Annotated in this window: 14 protein-coding genes, 2 tRNA genes and 1 pseudogene; 9 read left to right on the top strand and 8 right to left on the bottom strand. The window is 68.2% G+C overall.

Annotated features, from left to right (window positions below):
* The first annotated feature begins 9 nt into the window (after window positions 1-9).
* The 3 genes from OHA03_RS13765 (at window position 10) to OHA03_RS13755 (ending at window position 2,158) form a co-directional block, all read left to right on the top strand.
* Window positions 10-633, top strand: a complete 624-nt coding sequence (locus OHA03_RS13765) for a DUF3566 domain-containing protein (protein WP_267004079.1) — start codon at window positions 10-12, stop codon at window positions 631-633.
* A gap of 70 nt (window positions 634-703) precedes the next feature.
* Window positions 704-780 (top strand) — tRNA-Ile (locus OHA03_RS13760).
* Between the two features lie 424 nt (window positions 781-1,204).
* The gene (locus OHA03_RS13755; protein WP_267004077.1) at window positions 1,205-2,158 is read left to right on the top strand and encodes an IS481 family transposase; all 954 of its coding nucleotides are present in this window, start codon (window positions 1,205-1,207) and stop codon (window positions 2,156-2,158) included.
* A 657-nt stretch (window positions 2,159-2,815) separates the two neighbouring features.
* Here the strand turns inward: OHA03_RS13755 and OHA03_RS13750 are convergent.
* The gene (locus OHA03_RS13750) at window positions 2,816-3,184 is read right to left on the bottom strand and encodes a DUF6344 domain-containing protein (protein ID WP_267004075.1); all 369 of its coding nucleotides are present in this window, start codon (window positions 3,182-3,184) and stop codon (window positions 2,816-2,818) included.
* A 274-nt stretch (window positions 3,185-3,458) separates the two neighbouring features.
* Between OHA03_RS13750 and OHA03_RS13745 the strand changes: the two genes are divergently transcribed.
* The 3 genes and pseudogenes from OHA03_RS13745 (at window position 3,459) to OHA03_RS13735 (ending at window position 7,048) form a co-directional block, all read left to right on the top strand.
* Window positions 3,459-3,593 (top strand): DLW-39 family protein, encoded by a 135-nt coding sequence (locus tag OHA03_RS13745; protein ID WP_003958712.1) that lies wholly within the window; start codon window positions 3,459-3,461, stop codon window positions 3,591-3,593.
* Between the two features lie 222 nt (window positions 3,594-3,815).
* Window positions 3,816-5,696 (top strand): annotated as a pseudogene (locus OHA03_RS13740) (VWA domain-containing protein).
* Window positions 5,696-7,048, top strand: coding sequence for a hypothetical protein (locus tag OHA03_RS13735; RefSeq protein WP_267004073.1), 1,353 nt, complete (start codon window positions 5,696-5,698; stop codon window positions 7,046-7,048). The pseudogene OHA03_RS13740 and the gene OHA03_RS13735 overlap by 1 nt, the downstream one beginning before the upstream one ends.
* 52 nt (window positions 7,049-7,100) lie before the next feature.
* Here the strand turns inward: OHA03_RS13735 and OHA03_RS13730 are convergent, their stop codons facing one another.
* Window positions 7,101-8,498, bottom strand: a complete 1,398-nt coding sequence (locus tag OHA03_RS13730) for a serine/threonine protein kinase (protein ID WP_267004071.1) — start codon at window positions 8,496-8,498, stop codon at window positions 7,101-7,103.
* An 80-nt stretch (window positions 8,499-8,578) separates the two neighbouring features.
* Entirely contained in the window at window positions 8,579-9,127 is a 549-nt protein-coding gene (locus OHA03_RS13725; RefSeq protein ID WP_267004069.1) for a DNA-binding protein, read from the bottom strand.
* 170 nt (window positions 9,128-9,297) lie between these two features.
* On the opposite strand from OHA03_RS13725, the gene OHA03_RS13720 reads away from it, so the two are divergent.
* Window positions 9,298-9,370, top strand: a tRNA-Ala gene (locus OHA03_RS13720).
* Window positions 9,371-9,544: 174 nt separating this feature from the next.
* Here the strand turns inward: OHA03_RS13720 and OHA03_RS13715 are convergent.
* The 4 genes from OHA03_RS13715 to OHA03_RS13700 form a co-directional block, all read right to left on the bottom strand.
* On the bottom strand, window positions 9,545-9,949 hold the full coding sequence (locus OHA03_RS13715; RefSeq protein ID WP_267008041.1) for a LysR substrate-binding domain-containing protein: 405 nt from the start codon (window positions 9,947-9,949) through the stop codon (window positions 9,545-9,547).
* A 27-nt stretch (window positions 9,950-9,976) separates the two neighbouring features.
* The gene (locus tag OHA03_RS13710) at window positions 9,977-11,464 is read right to left on the bottom strand and encodes an IS4 family transposase (RefSeq protein ID WP_267000869.1); all 1,488 of its coding nucleotides are present in this window, start codon (window positions 11,462-11,464) and stop codon (window positions 9,977-9,979) included.
* A 176-nt stretch (window positions 11,465-11,640) separates the two neighbouring features.
* Window positions 11,641-12,132 carry a LysR substrate-binding domain-containing protein gene (locus tag OHA03_RS13705; RefSeq protein WP_267004067.1) on the bottom strand — a complete coding sequence of 164 codons (492 nt, stop codon included), beginning with the start codon at window positions 12,130-12,132 and terminating at the stop codon, window positions 11,641-11,643.
* A gap of 189 nt (window positions 12,133-12,321) precedes the next feature.
* The gene (locus OHA03_RS13700; RefSeq protein ID WP_267004065.1) at window positions 12,322-13,047 is read right to left on the bottom strand and encodes a DUF5324 family protein; all 726 of its coding nucleotides are present in this window, start codon (window positions 13,045-13,047) and stop codon (window positions 12,322-12,324) included.
* 375 nt (window positions 13,048-13,422) lie between these two features.
* Here OHA03_RS13700 and OHA03_RS13695 point away from each other — a divergent pair, with 375 nt between their 5' ends.
* Window positions 13,423-13,950, top strand: a complete 528-nt coding sequence (locus OHA03_RS13695; protein WP_030972436.1) for a peptidylprolyl isomerase — start codon at window positions 13,423-13,425, stop codon at window positions 13,948-13,950.
* Window positions 13,951-14,105: 155 nt separating this feature from the next.
* The gene (locus OHA03_RS13690; protein WP_267004062.1) at window positions 14,106-15,002 is read left to right on the top strand and encodes a rhomboid family intramembrane serine protease; all 897 of its coding nucleotides are present in this window, start codon (window positions 14,106-14,108) and stop codon (window positions 15,000-15,002) included.
* A 301-nt stretch (window positions 15,003-15,303) separates the two neighbouring features.
* On the opposite strand, the gene crgA is transcribed toward OHA03_RS13690, so the two are convergent.
* Window positions 15,304-15,558 carry a cell division protein CrgA gene (gene crgA / locus OHA03_RS13685; RefSeq protein ID WP_267004060.1) on the bottom strand — a complete coding sequence of 85 codons (255 nt, stop codon included), beginning with the start codon at window positions 15,556-15,558 and terminating at the stop codon, window positions 15,304-15,306.
* Window positions 15,559-15,657: the final 99 nt, after the last annotated feature.

Genomic DNA, 15,657 nt, shown 5'->3' with positions numbered 1-15,657 from the left:
GGGGGCACTGTGACAGACACCCGGGGGCCTCAGCCCCAGTACGAGGGATACGCGACCGGGCCGCTGCCCGGTGAGCGCGAGCCCGCACCGGGGCAGGCAGGCGGGCCTTACCACCCGCCACAGGCGTACGCCTCGCCCGCGGGCGGGACGCAGGGTGGCCGGCCCCAAGGAGCGCAGCAGCACGGCACACAGGGCGGTGCACAGGGCGCCGGTGGCACGCAGGCGACCCGTCTGCCCCGGACGGGGGCGCGGACAACTCCGCGCATCCGTAAGGCGCGACTGCGGGTGGCGAAGGCCGACCCGTGGTCGGTGATGAAGGTCAGCTTCCTGCTCTCCATCGCGCTCGGCATCTGCACCATCGTGGCGGCCGCGGTCCTGTGGATGGTGATGGACGCCATGGGCGTCTTCTCCACCGTGGGCGGCACGATCAGCGAGGCGACCGGTTCCAACGAGAGCAACGGCTTCGATCTGCAGTCGTTCCTGTCGCTTCCGCGCGTTCTCATCTTCACGTCGGTCATCGCGGTGATCGACGTGGTGCTGGCCACCGCGCTGGCGACGCTGGGCGCCTTCATTTACAACTTGTCGGCGGGCTTCGTGGGCGGCGTGGAGCTCACGCTGGCCGAGGACGAGTAGGGCTTCGGGTATCGATTTTGGGACTGGCCCCGACGTGCGCTAATCTTCAGAAGTCAGCGCGCAGCGCGGCGGGGCTATAGCTCAGTTGGTTAGAGCGCATCCCTGATAAGGATGAGGCCACAGGTTCAAATCCTGTTAGCCCCACCAGTACAAAGACCCCCAACCGATCATGGTTGGGGGTCTTTGACATCTCCGGCTGACATCAGCCGATGAGTAGATCTGCCAGCAGCCCCGAGTGCAGTGGCTTCGACCGCTGTGTCGAGGCTCACACCTTAGGGCCAGCGGGGGCGCCATGACTGATCACGGTTGGTCCGACAGCACCGATGACGGGGATCCCTTCGAGCGCGGGAAGCTGGATTGGGCCTTTGTGCGTTGGATCCTTCTCGCGGGATTCGTGATCTGCGTGATCGGCGTGGCGTGGTCCGCTTGGGCCTTCGCTCAGCGGAAGCCCTAGCTGTTCTGACCACGGAGGTTGGTGACGGATCCCACGGCTTGGGGATCTTGAACGAGTGAGGGCCTTCCGGGTTCGGTGTGGATTGCGACATCTCCACCGAACGATCAGAAGGCCCTCATGCCCCACCGTAATGCACCCTTGACCGAGACCGGACGTCTGCGTCTGGCCCGCTGCGTCGTCGAGGACGGCTGGCCGCTGCGGCGGGCCGCCGAACGCTTCCAGGTCTCGCCCACGACGGCCCAGCGGTGGGCCGCCCGTTACCGCGAGCTCGGCGAGGCCGGTATGGCCGACCTCTCCTCACGGCCGCACCACAGCCCGCGTCGGACCCCGACCCGCACCGAGCGGCGGATCATCAAAGTCCGGCTTCTGCGCCGCTGGGGACCGGCCCGTATCGCCTACCTGCTACGGCTGAATCCCGCGACCGTGCACCGTGTTCTCACCCGGTACGGCCTCGCCCGCCTGGCCCACCTGGACCGCGCCACCGGCCGGGTGATCCGCCGCTACGAACACGTCGCTCCCGGCGACCTCGTGCACGTCGACATCAAGAAACTCGGCAACATCCCCGACGGCGGCGGCCACAAGGTCCTCGGCCGGGCCGAGGGCCGAAAGAACCGGGCGAACGCCGGCATGAGCTTCCTGCACAACGCCGTCGACGACCACTCCCGACTCGCCTACAGCGAGATCCTCACCGACGAGAAGAAGGAAACCGCCGTCGGATTCTGGCAGCGAGCCCAGACCTTCTTCACCGCTGCCGGCATCACCGTCCAGCGGGTTCTCACTGACAACGGGTCCTGCTACAGGTCACACCTTTGGCGCAACTCCCTTGCCGAACAAGGCATTTCACACAAGCGCACTCGGCCCTACAGGCCCCAGACCAACGGGAAGGTGGAGCGGTTCAACCGCACTCTCCTCGACGAATGGGCCTACGCAAAGCTCTACCGCACCGAGAGCGAACGACGCGAGGCCTACCCCGCCTGGCTGCACACCTACAATCACCACCGCGGACACACCGCGCTCAAGGGCCAACCACCCGCCAGCCGCGTCCCCAACCTCACGGGTCAGTACACCTAGCCCTCTTGCCGATCATGGTTGGGCGCTTGTGATTGCCGGCCGACATCAGCCGATGAGCGGATCTTCCAGAAGGTCGGCGAGCGGCCGCCGCTTTCCGCCGGTCGTCATCCACTCGATGCGATCGTCCCGGACCGCGCCGTCAGGCATCTACGCGATCTCCGGCACCCTGGAGAAGTCGCTCGTTGAGATCTTCATGCCCGACCACGCCGGTCGTCTGGAGCAGGCACGGCAGCGTTTGCTCGACGCCATGGGTGGCGACGAGGACGAGGAAGGCGAGGCGACACAAGGCGTGTCAAGAGAGCCATCCGGCGATGAATCAGTGGCTGACACCAACACTGCCGGTACCGGCGAATCCCGCGGGACTCACGCGGCAGGTGGACCCACCACGGCCAGGACTGGCCGTGGTGCGCGACGCCCACGGACCGACCTGATAAAGATGAGGCCACAGGTTCAAATCCTGTTGGCTCCACAGTGACAACAGAAGGCCCGGTACCTCTTCGGAGATACCGGGCCTTCTGTGTGCGCGGGGTGTGTGGGCTGCCTGCGGTTGTCGCGCGTGGGACGGTGCAACGCCGCGAGGGTGCGCGTGGGCGCACGGAAAAGCCCCCGTCCGGTGTGAACCGGACCAGGGGGCCCTGTGCGTCGGGTGCGCCGCTCTCACGGTGGAAGGGGTGATGCCTTTCCCGCCGGGGCGCCGTGAGCGATGCGGGCGGCACCTGTGGTGCCTGTGGCGCCCAGGGTGTTCCTCGTGTCCACGGTCAGATTCCTGGTGGCCGGTGACGAGCCGTGCGCCTCGGCGCGGATGCGCTGCTTCATGGTGGGTGGCAGCGCCCTGTCACGCGGAAGGGTCCATCGCACCGACGGAGTGGTCGCGGTTGCGGTGGCAGCACCCGTGTGCTCCTGGTTCGTGGCCGTCTGCTGCTGCGCGGTCGCGGCGGGGGCGCTGATGAGCCCCATCGACGCGAGAAGCGCGAAGAAGGCGGTGATGAAGGCGGTCCAGATGCTCTTGACCTTGAAGGCGCTCATGGCCCCTCGCTTTCGGGTGGTCCGGTTTGCTTACCTTTCTGATGATGTGGATCCGGCTCGCGATTTCAGGGATCGACGCCACGGATCCGCCGATCTTCAGATGAACACCACTCGTATGGTTCAACCGGGCTGGACGAGTCGGCGCGGGCTGGTCGGGATGGTGGGGTTTGCCCGGGCGCCGGCCGGGGCGCGGGGAGGTAACCGATCGATATCGGCCGGTGTGTATAGTCGGGCGGCAGAAGTCTCCTACGTCAAGGAAAGACGAGGTCGCGCGGTGAAGAAGCTTCTCCTGGTCGCACTGGCCGCCATCGGCGGGCTCCTCGTGTACCGCCAGATCCAGGCGGATCGCGCCGAGCAGGATCTGTGGACGGAGGCGACTGACTCCGTGCCCGCAGGTTCGGGTGTGTGAGACAGAACAGCCTTTTGCGGGGCCCCGGTCGCTGAGCGGCCGGGGCTTCGTGCTGTTGCGGGACCGTGACACCTGTGCTCTTGAGTTCACGTACGCAAATCAATAAGTTGCGTGAGCAAAGAAGCTGGTATTTCGGTCGAGGGGGCACGGGTGAGAGGACTCAATCACCGCTGGACTGCAACAGCAGTGGGGACATGGGCCGGCGGGGCGCTGCTCGCCCTGATGGCAGGAGCACTGCCGGCCGCGGCGGCGGGATCCGGAGCCCACGGCGCCCATGGTGCAGCTGCCGCGCCGGGCACGGCTGCCCCGGACAACAGCAGCCTTGTCATGGTGCTCGACTCCTCCGGATCCATGGCGGATGACGACGGCACCGGCCGGACCCGGATGGAGACCGCACGTAGCGCAGTGGGCACGGTCGTGGACGGTCTTCCCGACCACTAACCGACCGGGCTGCGGGTGTACGGCGCCGATCGCCCTCAGGGATGCACGGACACCCGGCTCTTACGGCCGGTGCAACCGCTCGACCGCACCGCAGTGAAGCAGGCCGTGGCGGGCGTGCGGCCCAAGGGTGACACGCCCATCGGTCTGTCCTAGCAGAAGGCTGCGGAGGATCTTCCCGGGCCCGCCGATGGCGTCATGGGGACGCGCACGATCCTGCTGATCTCCGACGGTGAGGACAACTGCGGCACGCCGCAGCCCTGCGAGGTGGCCGAGCAGCTCGGCAAGGTCGGGGCCGGGCTGCGGATCGACACCGTCGGCTTCCAGGTGGAGGGCGAGGCTCGCGAGCAGCTCGAATGCATCGCGGAGGCGGGCAACGGCCGCTACTACGACGCGCCGGACGCCAAGTCGCCGGCCAGGCAGTTGCAGCGGGCATCGCAACCCTCCGCGGACGGCTACCGGTTCCGCGGCAAGCGGGTCGAGGGTGCCACGACCGGCGACCGGGCACCTTTGCTCGCACCCGGGCAGTATCTGGACGCCATCGGCCCGGGTGAGAAGCGGTACTACGCGGTCGATCTGGACGCGGTGTCCACAGCGAACTTCTCGGCGACGGCTGTGCCGCAGCCCGGGGCGGCTGTCGACACCCTCGATGCACTGCGTACCAGCATTGCGTACGGCACCGACAGTTCCTGCGCGACGAACACCGAGCACTTCTATCAGAAGGAAGGTGCGACCCCGCTGACCTCGGCGGTAGCCCGCATCCCCGCCCCGGAGGGAACCCGCGTCTGCGACAGGACGGGCCGCTACTGGCTGGTGGTGGAGCGGGAGAGCAGGAAGGGCTCCGATGCCGCGCGTTGGCCGCTGGAGGTCGTCCACGGGGTGGAGACGCCGCTGAAGAAGGGCGTCACGCCCGCCGCCTCGGAGCCGGAGTACGGCGTGGGCGGCAAGAGCGCCGCGCTGCCTTCCGGCGACCCCCGTGATGTACGGGGAGGCACCGGATTCAACGATGCCAAGGAGCTCGGCCGGGGTGTATGGCGCGACCGGATCCTGCCGTCGCAGACGCTCTGGTACAAGGTTCCGGCCGGCTGGGGCCAGCAGGTGCGCTACGACGTCGAGTTCGCCAACGAGCCGACCGTGGAGCAGGCCTCCGCGTACTCGTACGGGGCGACGCAGCTGTTCACACCGGCCCGCTTCCCGGTCGGCGGTGGCGGCGAGTTCACCTCGACGGCCGTGTACAGCGGCCGTCCGGCCGCAATCAGGATGGGGTCGGTCCCGGTCGCCCGGACCAACCGTTACGAGTACCGCTCCACGGTCCAGCCGGTGCACACCAGGGGCGAGTTCTACATTTCCGTGACGCTGGGTGCGCGGGCCGCTGAGATCGCCGAGAACCCGCAGATCGGCGTGGTGCTTCGGGTATCAGTACTCGGCGACGAGCGGGCCGGACCGGAGCACGGTGCGGCCGTCTTCGGGAAGAAGACGGACAACGGGCCTGACAAGAGGGGCAATTCGACTGCGGCCGCAGACAGCGATGGTACGGGCGGGGCAGGATGGACCGGCATCGCGGCCGCTGCCGGGGCGGGCGCCGTGGTGGTTGTGATCGCGGGGCTCGTGTTCGTGCGCAGCCGCCGCAGGGTGGCCACCCAGACGACGAGGGGAAGCGCGTGATGAGGCAGCGCAACAGGGGCCGGGCGACGCTGGCCGCGGTCGCGGCGATGTGCGCGGTGGCGGCGCTGCCGGGGCAGGCGTACGCGGCCGGGGAGCCTGCTCCGTACACCTTCGACCCCGAGGCCAAGGCGGTTCGGGGCGCGGAGGTCAGCACCGACGCGTCGGCACTGACCCCCGGATCCGTGTACAAGAGCTCGATCAAGCCGGGCGAGAAGCTCTACTACCGCCTCGACCTCGATGCCGACACGAATGCGTATGTCTCGGCGGTGGCGGTGCCCAAGCTCGGCGGTCAGGTCGCGTACGGGGACGGCATTAAGGTCAGCATCCGGGACAGCACCGACCTGCAGTGCAGCTCGGAGGATGCCAGGTTCGAGTCGGCGGAGTTCCCCCGCCCGATCGCCGCTTACGCGTACCGGGTCCCGGAGAAGGACAGCACCACCTGCAACGAGGCCGGTACGTACAACGTGCTGGTCGAGCGGGAGGGCAAGGAGACCTCGACTCCGGAGGAGTGGGACCTGGAGCTCCGCTACGAGTCGGAGCCGAAGCTGAAGAAGGGCGGGTCGGTACCGACCGAGGCGCCGACGAACTGGCCGTCGGCGTCGCCGTCACCGCCCACCCAGGCCACGCAGGAGCGGCCGGGCGGCACCAGTTATTACGACGCCACCAGCCTGGAGACCGGCGAGTGGGATGACAGCATCGAGCCGGGGCAGACCCGCTTCTACCAGGTGCCGGTGGACTGGGGACAGCAGATCTTCGCCACCGTCGATCTCGGCAACAGCGTCGACGGCTCGGGCGAATACGTAGGCAGCGCGCTCGCGCTGTCCCTGGACAATCCGGCGCACGGCCATGTCGACGAGGCCTCGCCGCTGTCGTACTCCGGCAGGCCGGCCTCCGTGTCACTGGATCCGCTGCCCCCGGTGGCGTACGAGAACCGGTTCGCCTCCGGCGCCGATGTCAGCGCCATGCGGTTCGCGGGCTGGTACTACCTGTCGGTGACGCTGAGCCCGGAGGTCGAGAAGGCTTACGGCGAGAAGGCGATCCCGATGACCCTCAAGGTGAAGGTCGAGAACTCCGCGGGTCCGTCGCCGTACGAGGGTTCCGCCGGGGTCTTCGGTGTCACACAGGACGACAAGGACATGGCCAGGAGCGGGCAGAGCGCCCCGCAGGCCGCCAAGAGCGACACGATGAAGGTGGTTGCCGCCGCCGGGATCGGCGCGGGTGCCGTGCTCGTGCTCGTGCTCGGGGCGTGGACGCTGCTCGCGCGGCGACGCGCGGAGACCGTCGCGGGCGGGCAGGAAGCCGTGGGCACGGCCGGGCAGCCGCCGTACGGAGGACCGCCGCAGGCCTGGTGATTCCGCGCGCGGGCCCGGCGGTCCGGAGCGTCAGCGGCTGAGGCCGGCGAACTCAGGTCTGAGTCAACGCCCAGATGCCCACGGCGAAACAGATCAGCGCCACCAGCAGGACCGGGACCGCCACCTTCGGGGGCGGTCCCGGACGCTTCTGCGGAACGTGCGCGGGAACTCCCGCTGTGGGACGGGGAACCTGCGGCTGCTGAGCGGTGTAAGCACGAGTGAGAGCTTGTTCGTGCTGCACCGCGGCTGTCGGGGCCTGGGAGGGATCCGGCGCGGCGGCAGGGAAGGGGGAGCCTGTATGCGCCGGGAGCGGATGGGGGAAAACGGCCGGCTGCACCGGCTGGGGCTGGGCCTGTGGCTGGGGGCTGGGTGGCTGCTGCGGAGGCGGGGCGAGGTGGAAGCTGCCCGTCTCCGACATAGGGGACGGCGACGGGGTGTGCGGCTGCGGTACGGACGGCTGTACAGGCGGCTGTTTGGACAGATGGGCGTCCTGCTGGAGTTCCTGGCCCGTGGGTGTGATCTGTACGTTCTGCGAGGCATGCGCGGGTTGGGCGGGAGCTCGGGGGGCCGCGAGGGGGCCTGCGGGACCGAATCCGGCGGGCAGCGGGCCGATCTGGTCGAAGACCTCCACCGGTTCGTCGTCGACGCCGGGCTCCGGCAGCATCTCGACAGCGGCGGTCAGGGCCTTGCGCGCGCCCGTGGCCGTCCGGAACCGGGCCTGAGGATCCGGCTGGAGCAGGCCCGCGAGGACCTGCCACAGCGGTTCCGGGATGCCTTGCGGGGCGCTGGGCGTGCCGTGCGACGCGAAATGCTCGACGAGAGCCCTGGAGTCGGGCTTCTGACCCTGCAACAGATACAGCGCGACGAGACCGACGGCGAAGAGGTCCGCGGGGAAATCGGGCTCCGCACCCATCATCTGCTCGGGCGCGAAGTAACCCGGCGTTCCCACCACATAGTTGGTCTCGGTGAGGCGCGGCTCGCCCTTGCGCATGGAGATACCGAAGTCGGAGAGCCGCAGATGCGGCCGGCCGGTGCCGGTGGCCTCCATCAGGATGTTGGCGGGCTTGATGTCGCGGTGCACGACCCCCTCCGCGTGCACCGTCGACAGCCCGGACAACAGCTGGTCCAGCAGCGTGCAGACGAAGCGCGGGGGCAGCGGGCCGTAGTCGCCGATGACATGTGCCAGCGAGCCGCCGCTGACCAGATCCATGGTGAACAGGACCTTGTCGTCGTCCGCAGCCCAACTGGCCGGGGCGAGCACATGCGGATGCTCGATCCGCAGTGCCTGCTCGCGGACGAAGCGCAGCAGCGTGTGCGCGTCGCTCTGCTGGAGCACCTTGGCCGCCACGTACCGGCGGCGCCGGTGGTCCCAGGCACGCCAGACGGCGCCGACGCCACCACGTCCGATCGGATCGATCAGCTCGTACCGACCCGCGAAGACCTCACCCATTGCGCTGCGCCCGCTCCCAGTTCCTGTTTCGGCTCGTGCCCGGCTCTTCGGGTAGTGCCCTAGGACTTGTCGGACAGGCCCTAGCCCTGGTGTCCCTCGTAGTGCGCGACAGCGTCCGCGGTGCGCCCTGCCCCGTACACCTTGAGGAACTCTGCCAGTTCCGGGTGGGTCGGGGCGAGGGAGTCGGCGGCATCGATGATGTCCCCGGCGGCCGAGACCGACCGCAACAGCGACTGGATCTCGCGGACCACACGCCGGACGGTGGGTGCCCCGCCGGTGGTCGAGGTCTGACCGGTGCCGGTGAGGACGGAGCCGCCCTGGGACTTCTTGATCTCTTCCATGCGGTCGGTGGCCTCCCCCGCGCTGACGCTGCCGTCGGCGACATGGCCGGCCAGTTCCTGCAGGGCCTGGACACGCTGGACGACCGCCGGGTTGCCGATCTTCGCCCGCTGGCCGCTCATCAGCTGGGAGAGCATGGGGGCGGACAGCCCGAGTACGGCGGCCAGCCGGGCCTGATTCAGGCCGAGATCATCGATCAGCCGACGGAAGAGCGCCCCCAGTGGCTCTCCGTACCAACTGCGCTGAAGCTCCCTGGCTCTTGCCGTTGCCTCTTGCTGAGCTGCGTCCATTGCGTCTCCCCTTCGCTGCGGCTTCGCTGCTGCGAACCTCGACGAGCATCTTACGGAGAGGGGTTGCCGACCGGGAGCCCCAATCTTTTTGGAAGATTCAGGGGGTCACCCGGTAGTCTGGTCTGCGGCGGTGACCGAGACGCTGATGCGTCCGGTGCTGTCCGCTTTTCGGGGCCTTAGCTCAGTTGGTAGAGCGCTGCCTTTGCAAGGCAGATGTCAGGAGTTCGAATCTCCTAGGCTCCACATCTGTAGAGACTCCCTTGGCCTGTGGAAACGCAGACCAGGGGAGTCTCTGCGCTTCTGACGTCAGCACCGTGTCAGTGCGGGGCCGCTGTACCGCCGCCGTATGGCATCCATCAGGAAGCGGGACGAAAGCGAGTCCGCGGCAGCGGCCTGACGAGGACCGCGCGAAGCCGGCTACGCGAGTCCGGCGTCGGCGTCCGCATCACTCCAGCGCCGCTGGATCAGCCTCGCCTGTTCCGTGAGGGCCTCCACCAGCTCGCGAATGCTGCGCGCGGCGGTGGTACGGAGCACGGCAACGCTGATCTCCCGTGCCAGCGGGGCGCCCTTGAGCCGTCGTACGGCGACGTCCTCGCGCGGGGGGCCGAGGGCGAGCCGGGGGATGAGTGCCACGCCCGCGCCTGCTGCGACGAATCCCTGGACGACTGCGTAGTCGTCCGTACGCAGGGTGTGCACGGGCTCGAAGGAGTGCTGGGCGCAGGCCCACGACAGGAGGCGGTCGCACGGGTCACGGGGGTCCGCCGCGCCGATCCAGTCGTCGTGCCTGAGTTCTTCGAGGGATACGTGTGTCTGGTCGGCAATGCCGGTGAGTTAGCGCGTCGGTGCAGGTCAGGTGGGGTGCTTGGTGACTTTGAGTGTGTAGCGGACGTTACTGGGAGTGCGGGTCTGGTCCCGTTTTCTGACCTCGAAGGTGTTCTTGGACGGCTTCTTGATGCGCTGGCACTGCCGGTTGCGCCGGGGCGGCAGGAGGGCGGCCAAGAGCTCTGTGGTGGCTTCGCGGCGGGCGGCGGCCAGTGTGGTGACGTCGGCTGCGGCCTGGGCGGCGACGGCCAGCCGGGCGAGCTGCACCGTGACGGTGAAGGAGATCCGGTCAGGATCGGTCCCGCCGTGTTCTGCCGCGCGCGTCTGCAGTGCGCATAGTGCCTGGTAGACGGTGAGAAGGGCGTAGATCTCCTGGTAGATCAGCTCGGGCGCCTTGGAGCGCAGGATGAATCCGGCGCCGCGCAGGCGGTTCTTCAGTTCCGCGAATCCGTTTTCGATCTCCCACCGCTGGTGATATGCCCTCGCCAGCTGGTGGGCCGGGGCGAGGCGGTGGTCCAGCAGGCTGGTGACCAGCCGGAACGTCTCGGTGCGGGGTGGGCCGGCCTGTGGGTGGATGGTCACGGTGTACTCGATGATCCGTACCAGGTGTCCCCGGGGCGGCTCGGTCAGGGTGCGTCCGGCCGCGCGGGCCTGACCGTGGCGGATGTTCTCCGCGGGCGTGCGCATGATGGACAGGTAGGACCCGTCGGACAGCACCCGCAGCGGCACGAAGACCAGGTTCTTCTTGATCCGCCAGGCCAGGTGGGCGCCGGTGGCGCGGGCCAGGCCCCACAGCTGGTATCCGGCGAAGTTGCGGTCGGCCAGCAGCAGCATGTCCCCTCGCAGGGAGGCCAGCAGCCGGCGGGCGAGCTTGTGCTCGCTGAACCTGGCCACGGCGTCGAAGGCCGCGTCGACCAGGGCGTGGGTGCCGCATTCGGTCAGGGCCATCAGGCGGACCTGTGGGTGTCCGCTCTGGTTGACACCACCCTTGCCGGTGAAACCGAACTCAGCAGCGTTTGCCGGGGTGTCGGGGACATCCAGCGCGGTGCCGTCCCAGGCGACCAGCCGCAGCCCGAAGGCGAACGCGCCCGGAGTGACGGTCGTGGCCAGCGTGCCGCACCGCCGCTCGAACAGCGCCTGCAGCGGCTTGTCGCCCAGCCGCTGCCGGGCCCGTGTCAGGGCCGAGCTGGTGGGCAAGCGCTGCACACACAGGCCTGGCAGATGCCGCAGCTTCTCCGTCAACGTGCGCAGGACCGACCGGTATCCCGGCGGCCCGGCACTGTCGGAGCTGCTGAACAGGCACAACGCCAGGATGAAGTAGACCACCGCCCGGGCGGGCAACAGCCGGCGGCGACGCTCGCCGCAGCCGGTCAACTCCACGACCTCGTCAACCAGTTCAGGGCTGATCTCCTCGGTCAACACGCCGAGACGGACGTGCTCGCCAAAGCGCCGGTCCGTGGGGGTCACCAGCCTGTTCAACGGGGCCTGGCTGCCCTCGGTGATGGCAGACGACATGCGGACGATGGCACACTGAGTACCCAACGGAGTTCCCTCGCGGACAGTCGGATCTTGGTCGATCTTCTGTCCTACCGGGAACTCCGTTGCCGTGTCCCGGCCTCCGCCGACACGTCACCAGAAGTGACGGATCACGCAACGTCACCAGGGGATATTCCCAACCAAACCCCGCACTATCAAGTGCCTGACCTGCACCGACGCGCTAACTCACCGGCATTGGTCTGGTCGGCGCACCGGTGGTCCTCGGGCAGGACCACCTGCAGCGGATCGTGCGGCAGTGGATACAGCTCGAAGTCGTCGTCGAGATCGAGACGGTCACCCGGCTGGGATAAGACGAGCGCGGCGTGCAGCTCCCGTGCGCGCAGTCCTTGCAGCAGGGTCGGCAGTTCGCCTTCGTTGAGCGAGATATGCACCCCGGCATGACGGAGAGCCTTCACCGCGGGCGGCAGCAGCAGCGCGCCGGCCGTGGGGAACGTGCCGATGTGCAGCGTGTGGGCGCCCCGTTCGGCGAGGTCCCGGGCGGACTTCGACGCATCCCCATGTGCGAAGAGGCGGTACGGAATCCGTACCGCCTCTTCCCGCGTGCCCGTCCCACGGGAGTGGCTGTTCGGCGGTGCCGGCGGCACCGGACTGGGCCACTGCCAGACGCGGATGCAGTCGACGTACATCGTGGAATGCGAGTCGAGCGGAGCGTCGACGAGTTGGCCGTCGGCGAACTGCGGACATTCGTGGGAGAGGATCGGGGCGGAAGCGGAAAGTCCACACTTCTCTTCTGCCGATGGCTCACCACGGACAACACAACGGGCGCCGGGAAAACCTCAGGGGTTTTCCGGCGCCCGTTCTGTTGGGCCGGTGGCTCAGCGACGGTCGTCGAGGTCAGTTCCGTCCACCTCGTCCGTCCCGTCGGGGCCGGTGTCGTCCTGCTTGGCCCGGACCTCGGGGTCAAGGACGGTCGGGCCGCTGCCGTCGACCGAGGTCAACGGTGCGCGGTCGGAGACCTCCGTGGGGGCGGGGGGTTCGACCAGCCAGTCCGGGTTGGCCTGCTTGTCCCACCACCGCCAGGCGGCATAGGCGGCGGCCGCCAGCAGGGAGACCACGGCGAAACCCTTGAGCGCGCGGCCGGCCTTGGCCCGCCTCCTGTTCCTTCTGGCCAGCTGCTGGATCTCCTTCGGCGTGACCTGCCCGCGCAGGGCGGCCAGGGCCGCGATGCTGCGGGACGTGGCCTCCTCGGCGACGGGCTGGGCGGCGGCCACCGCGGACTCGACGCGGGGCACGGTGTACTCCGCGGCGTTCTTGGCGGCCCGGCGGGTGCGGAGCGCGGCGCGCTGCGCGGCCTCGTCGACCTTGGGTGGCACATGAGAGCGGGCCAGTTCGATATGTGGTGCCAGATATGCGTCGTACTGGACGCGGGCCTGTTGGGCTGCTTTCGACGCCTTCGGCGCGAGCCGCGTACGGGCCTCGTGCGCATAGCGTGCGGCCTGGTCCTTGGCCGTTTCGGCGTAGGGCGCCACCACTTCCGCGGCGTGCTGCACGCTCTCCTTCGCCGAGTCGGTTGCGGCGCGCACGCTGTCGATGCGGGTCACGGGATCCTCCTCCTTGGTGGCGGGTAGTACTCCGCCTTTCCACCCATTTCGAGATCATGCCTGCCGGTGGCCCAAGTGGCATGTGGGGCGGGCATCCGGGTCATGAGCGACCGTTGTGAGGGACGGTCGTGAGAGACGTCCTCGGGCAATGCGGTGCAAGGGGAGCTTGCCGACGACAATGCCACGGTTCAGCTCAGTACGCGCCGGTTCGTCACGCGCTTGGCCTCATTTGTTCCTGCGGGAAGCGGCAGGCGAGCGGAGTGAAATCAGGCAAGAAGGTGAGGGATGTCCGTTCGCGGGTGGCGGTCGGGCGCCGTGAGGGATGGTCCGTGCGAGGATCGGTGGACGTCAGCGAAGACTTACGGAAGGCAGATCGTGGCCGAGCAGCTTTACGCCACCTTGAAGACCAACCAAGGCGACATCGAGATCCGGCTTCTGCCGAACCACGCGCCCAAGACGGTCAAGAACTTCGTCGAGCTCGCCACGGGCGAGCGCGAGTGGACCCACCCCGCGACCGGCAAGAAGTCCAAGGACCGGCTGTACGACGGCACCGTCTTCCACCGTGTCATCAGCGGCTTCATGATCCAGGGCGGCGACCCGCTGGGCAACGGCACCGGTGGCCCGGGCTACGAGTTCGGTGACGAGTTCCACCCGGACCTCAGCTTCAACAAGCCGTATCTGCTGGCCATGGCCAACGCCGGCCCGGGCACCAACGGCTCGCAGTTCTTCGTCACCGTCTCGCCCACCGCGTGGCTGACCGGCAAGCACACCATCTTCGGTGAGGTGACGGACGAGGCCAGCAAGAAGGTCGTGGACGCCATCGCCGGCACCCAGACCAACGCCCGCACCGACCGTCCGGTGCAGGACGTGGTGATCGAGTCGGTCGTCGTCGAGACCCGATGATCTCCGGTGGTCACCAGGTGATCACTCTCTGATTCCTCTGACGGGAACCAACCGCCCTGCTTGTCCGTACTGCATACATAGCGGATGAGCAGGGCGGCTTTGTGCGCGCTGCCGCTCACGAGAGATACCGAGGGGACCAGGAAGTGATGGGACCGATGGACGAGCAGCCGCCCGGCAGCCGGGACCAGTCCGCCGCCACCGACGGCCCGCTCGGCTGCTACCGCCACCCGGGCCGTGAGACAGGGATCCGCTGTACCCGCTGCGACCGCCCGATCTGCACCGAGTGCATGGTCAGCGCCTCGGTCGGCTTCCAGTGTCCGGACTGCGTCCGCCAGGGATCCGGCACGGGGCACGGACCGGCGGCCAATCAGCCGCGCACCCTCGCCGGCGGCAGCGTCGCGGCCGACCCCCGGCTGGTCACCAAGATCCTGCTCGCTCTCAATATCGCCCTGTTCATCGTGGTGCACGTGAAGGGATCGCTGCTCCAGGACCTGACGCTCTTCGGCCGGGCCAACCTCTACTACGGCGGCCCGCCGGAGGGTGTTGCGGAGGGCCAGTGGTACCGGCTGGTGACATCGATGTTCCTGCACCAGGAGGTGTGGCACATCGCGTTCAACATGCTGGGACTGTGGTGGCTCGGCGGCCCCCTGGAGGCAGCGCTCGGGCGCGCCCGCTACCTCGCGCTCTATCTGCTCTCGGGCCTGGCGGGCAGCGCTCTCACCTACTGGCTCGCCGCACCGAATCAGCCCTCGCTCGGTGCCTCCGGCGCCATCTTCGGTCTGCTGGGCGCCACCACCGTGCTCATGCGCCGCCTGAACTACGACATGCGGCCGGTCCTCGTGCTCCTCGCGCTGAACCTGCTCTTCACCTTCACCTGGGGTGGAATCGCCTGGCAGGCGCATGTCGGCGGTCTGATCGCGGGCACGGTGATCGCCATCGCCATGGTGCATGCACCGCGCGGGCGGCGTGCGCTGGTGCAGTACGGCACCTGTGCGCTGGTCCTGGCGGCGGTGATCCTCATCGTGGTCGCCAGAACGGCCGCACTGACCTGATCACAGGGGTGATCGGGGACCGGCCGAGGTCGCCCTTCGTGCAGTTGTCCACAGCAGGGGTGTGATCTTGTGCATTCTGTGGGTACAACTGTGCCCCTTGTCGCTGAGCTGGGTTTTTCCAGCCCGGACAAGGGGCGTGCCACCCCTCGATGGGGGAGGCTGCAGTCACACCGGCGTCAACATCCAGGGAGTTATCCACAGATCGTCTGACCTTTTCCCCCGCCTGTGGATAACGCTGTGGGTAACTCAGGGCAAGGGTTGCAATACCGGGGTCAGCTGTGGTGCCGGGTACGAGGTGGAGCTACTTCCACTGTGTGGAGACGCCGAAGCCGCCGGCGATGAAGCCGAAGCCGACGACGATGTTCCAGTTCCCGAGCGCATTGATCGGCAGATCGCCGTCGGTCACATAGAAAACGACGATCCAGGCCAGACCGATCAGGAAGAACGCCAGCATCACCGGCGCCACCCAACTGCGGTTGGTCAGCTTTATGTTGGTTGCCTGCTTCGCCGGGGGCGGCGTGAAGTCGGCCTTCTTGCGGATACGTGACTTCGGCACGAGGAACTCTCCTGTCGATGCGCTGCGTGACCGCGCAGGGAACTATGGCTGGCGCCGGGGCGCGAGGGGGAATGCTGCCTCCCCCGGGCGTCCGTTAGC

It is taken from the genome of Streptomyces sp. NBC_00154, from assembly GCF_026342835.1.
In the GTDB taxonomy this organism is placed as follows: Bacteria; Actinomycetota; Actinomycetes; order Streptomycetales; family Streptomycetaceae; genus Streptomyces.
This window is presented reverse-complemented; position numbering and strand designations above follow the sequence as displayed.

What these genes read in the sequence shown, in the direction of transcription:
- OHA03_RS13705 (WP_267004067.1), bottom strand. Translation starts at nt 12,132, where the DNA reads ATGTACGTCGACTGCATCCGCGTCTGGCAGTGGCCCAGTCCGGTGCCG.
- OHA03_RS13690 (WP_267004062.1), top strand. Translation starts at nt 14,106, where the DNA reads ATGGACGAGCAGCCGCCCGGCAGCCGGGACCAGTCCGCCGCCACCGAC.
- OHA03_RS13755 (WP_267004077.1), top strand. Translation starts at nt 1,205, where the DNA reads ATGCCCCACCGTAATGCACCCTTGACCGAGACCGGACGTCTGCGTCTG.
- OHA03_RS13725 (WP_267004069.1), bottom strand. Translation starts at nt 9,127, where the DNA reads ATGGACGCAGCTCAGCAAGAGGCAACGGCAAGAGCCAGGGAGCTTCAG.
- OHA03_RS13710 (WP_267000869.1), bottom strand. Translation starts at nt 11,464, where the DNA reads ATGTCGTCTGCCATCACCGAGGGCAGCCAGGCCCCGTTGAACAGGCTG.
- OHA03_RS13750 (WP_267004075.1), bottom strand. Translation starts at nt 3,184, where the DNA reads ATGAGCGCCTTCAAGGTCAAGAGCATCTGGACCGCCTTCATCACCGCC.
- OHA03_RS13735 (WP_267004073.1), top strand. Translation starts at nt 5,696, where the DNA reads ATGAGGCAGCGCAACAGGGGCCGGGCGACGCTGGCCGCGGTCGCGGCG.
- OHA03_RS13730 (WP_267004071.1), bottom strand. Translation starts at nt 8,498, where the DNA reads ATGGGTGAGGTCTTCGCGGGTCGGTACGAGCTGATCGATCCGATCGGA.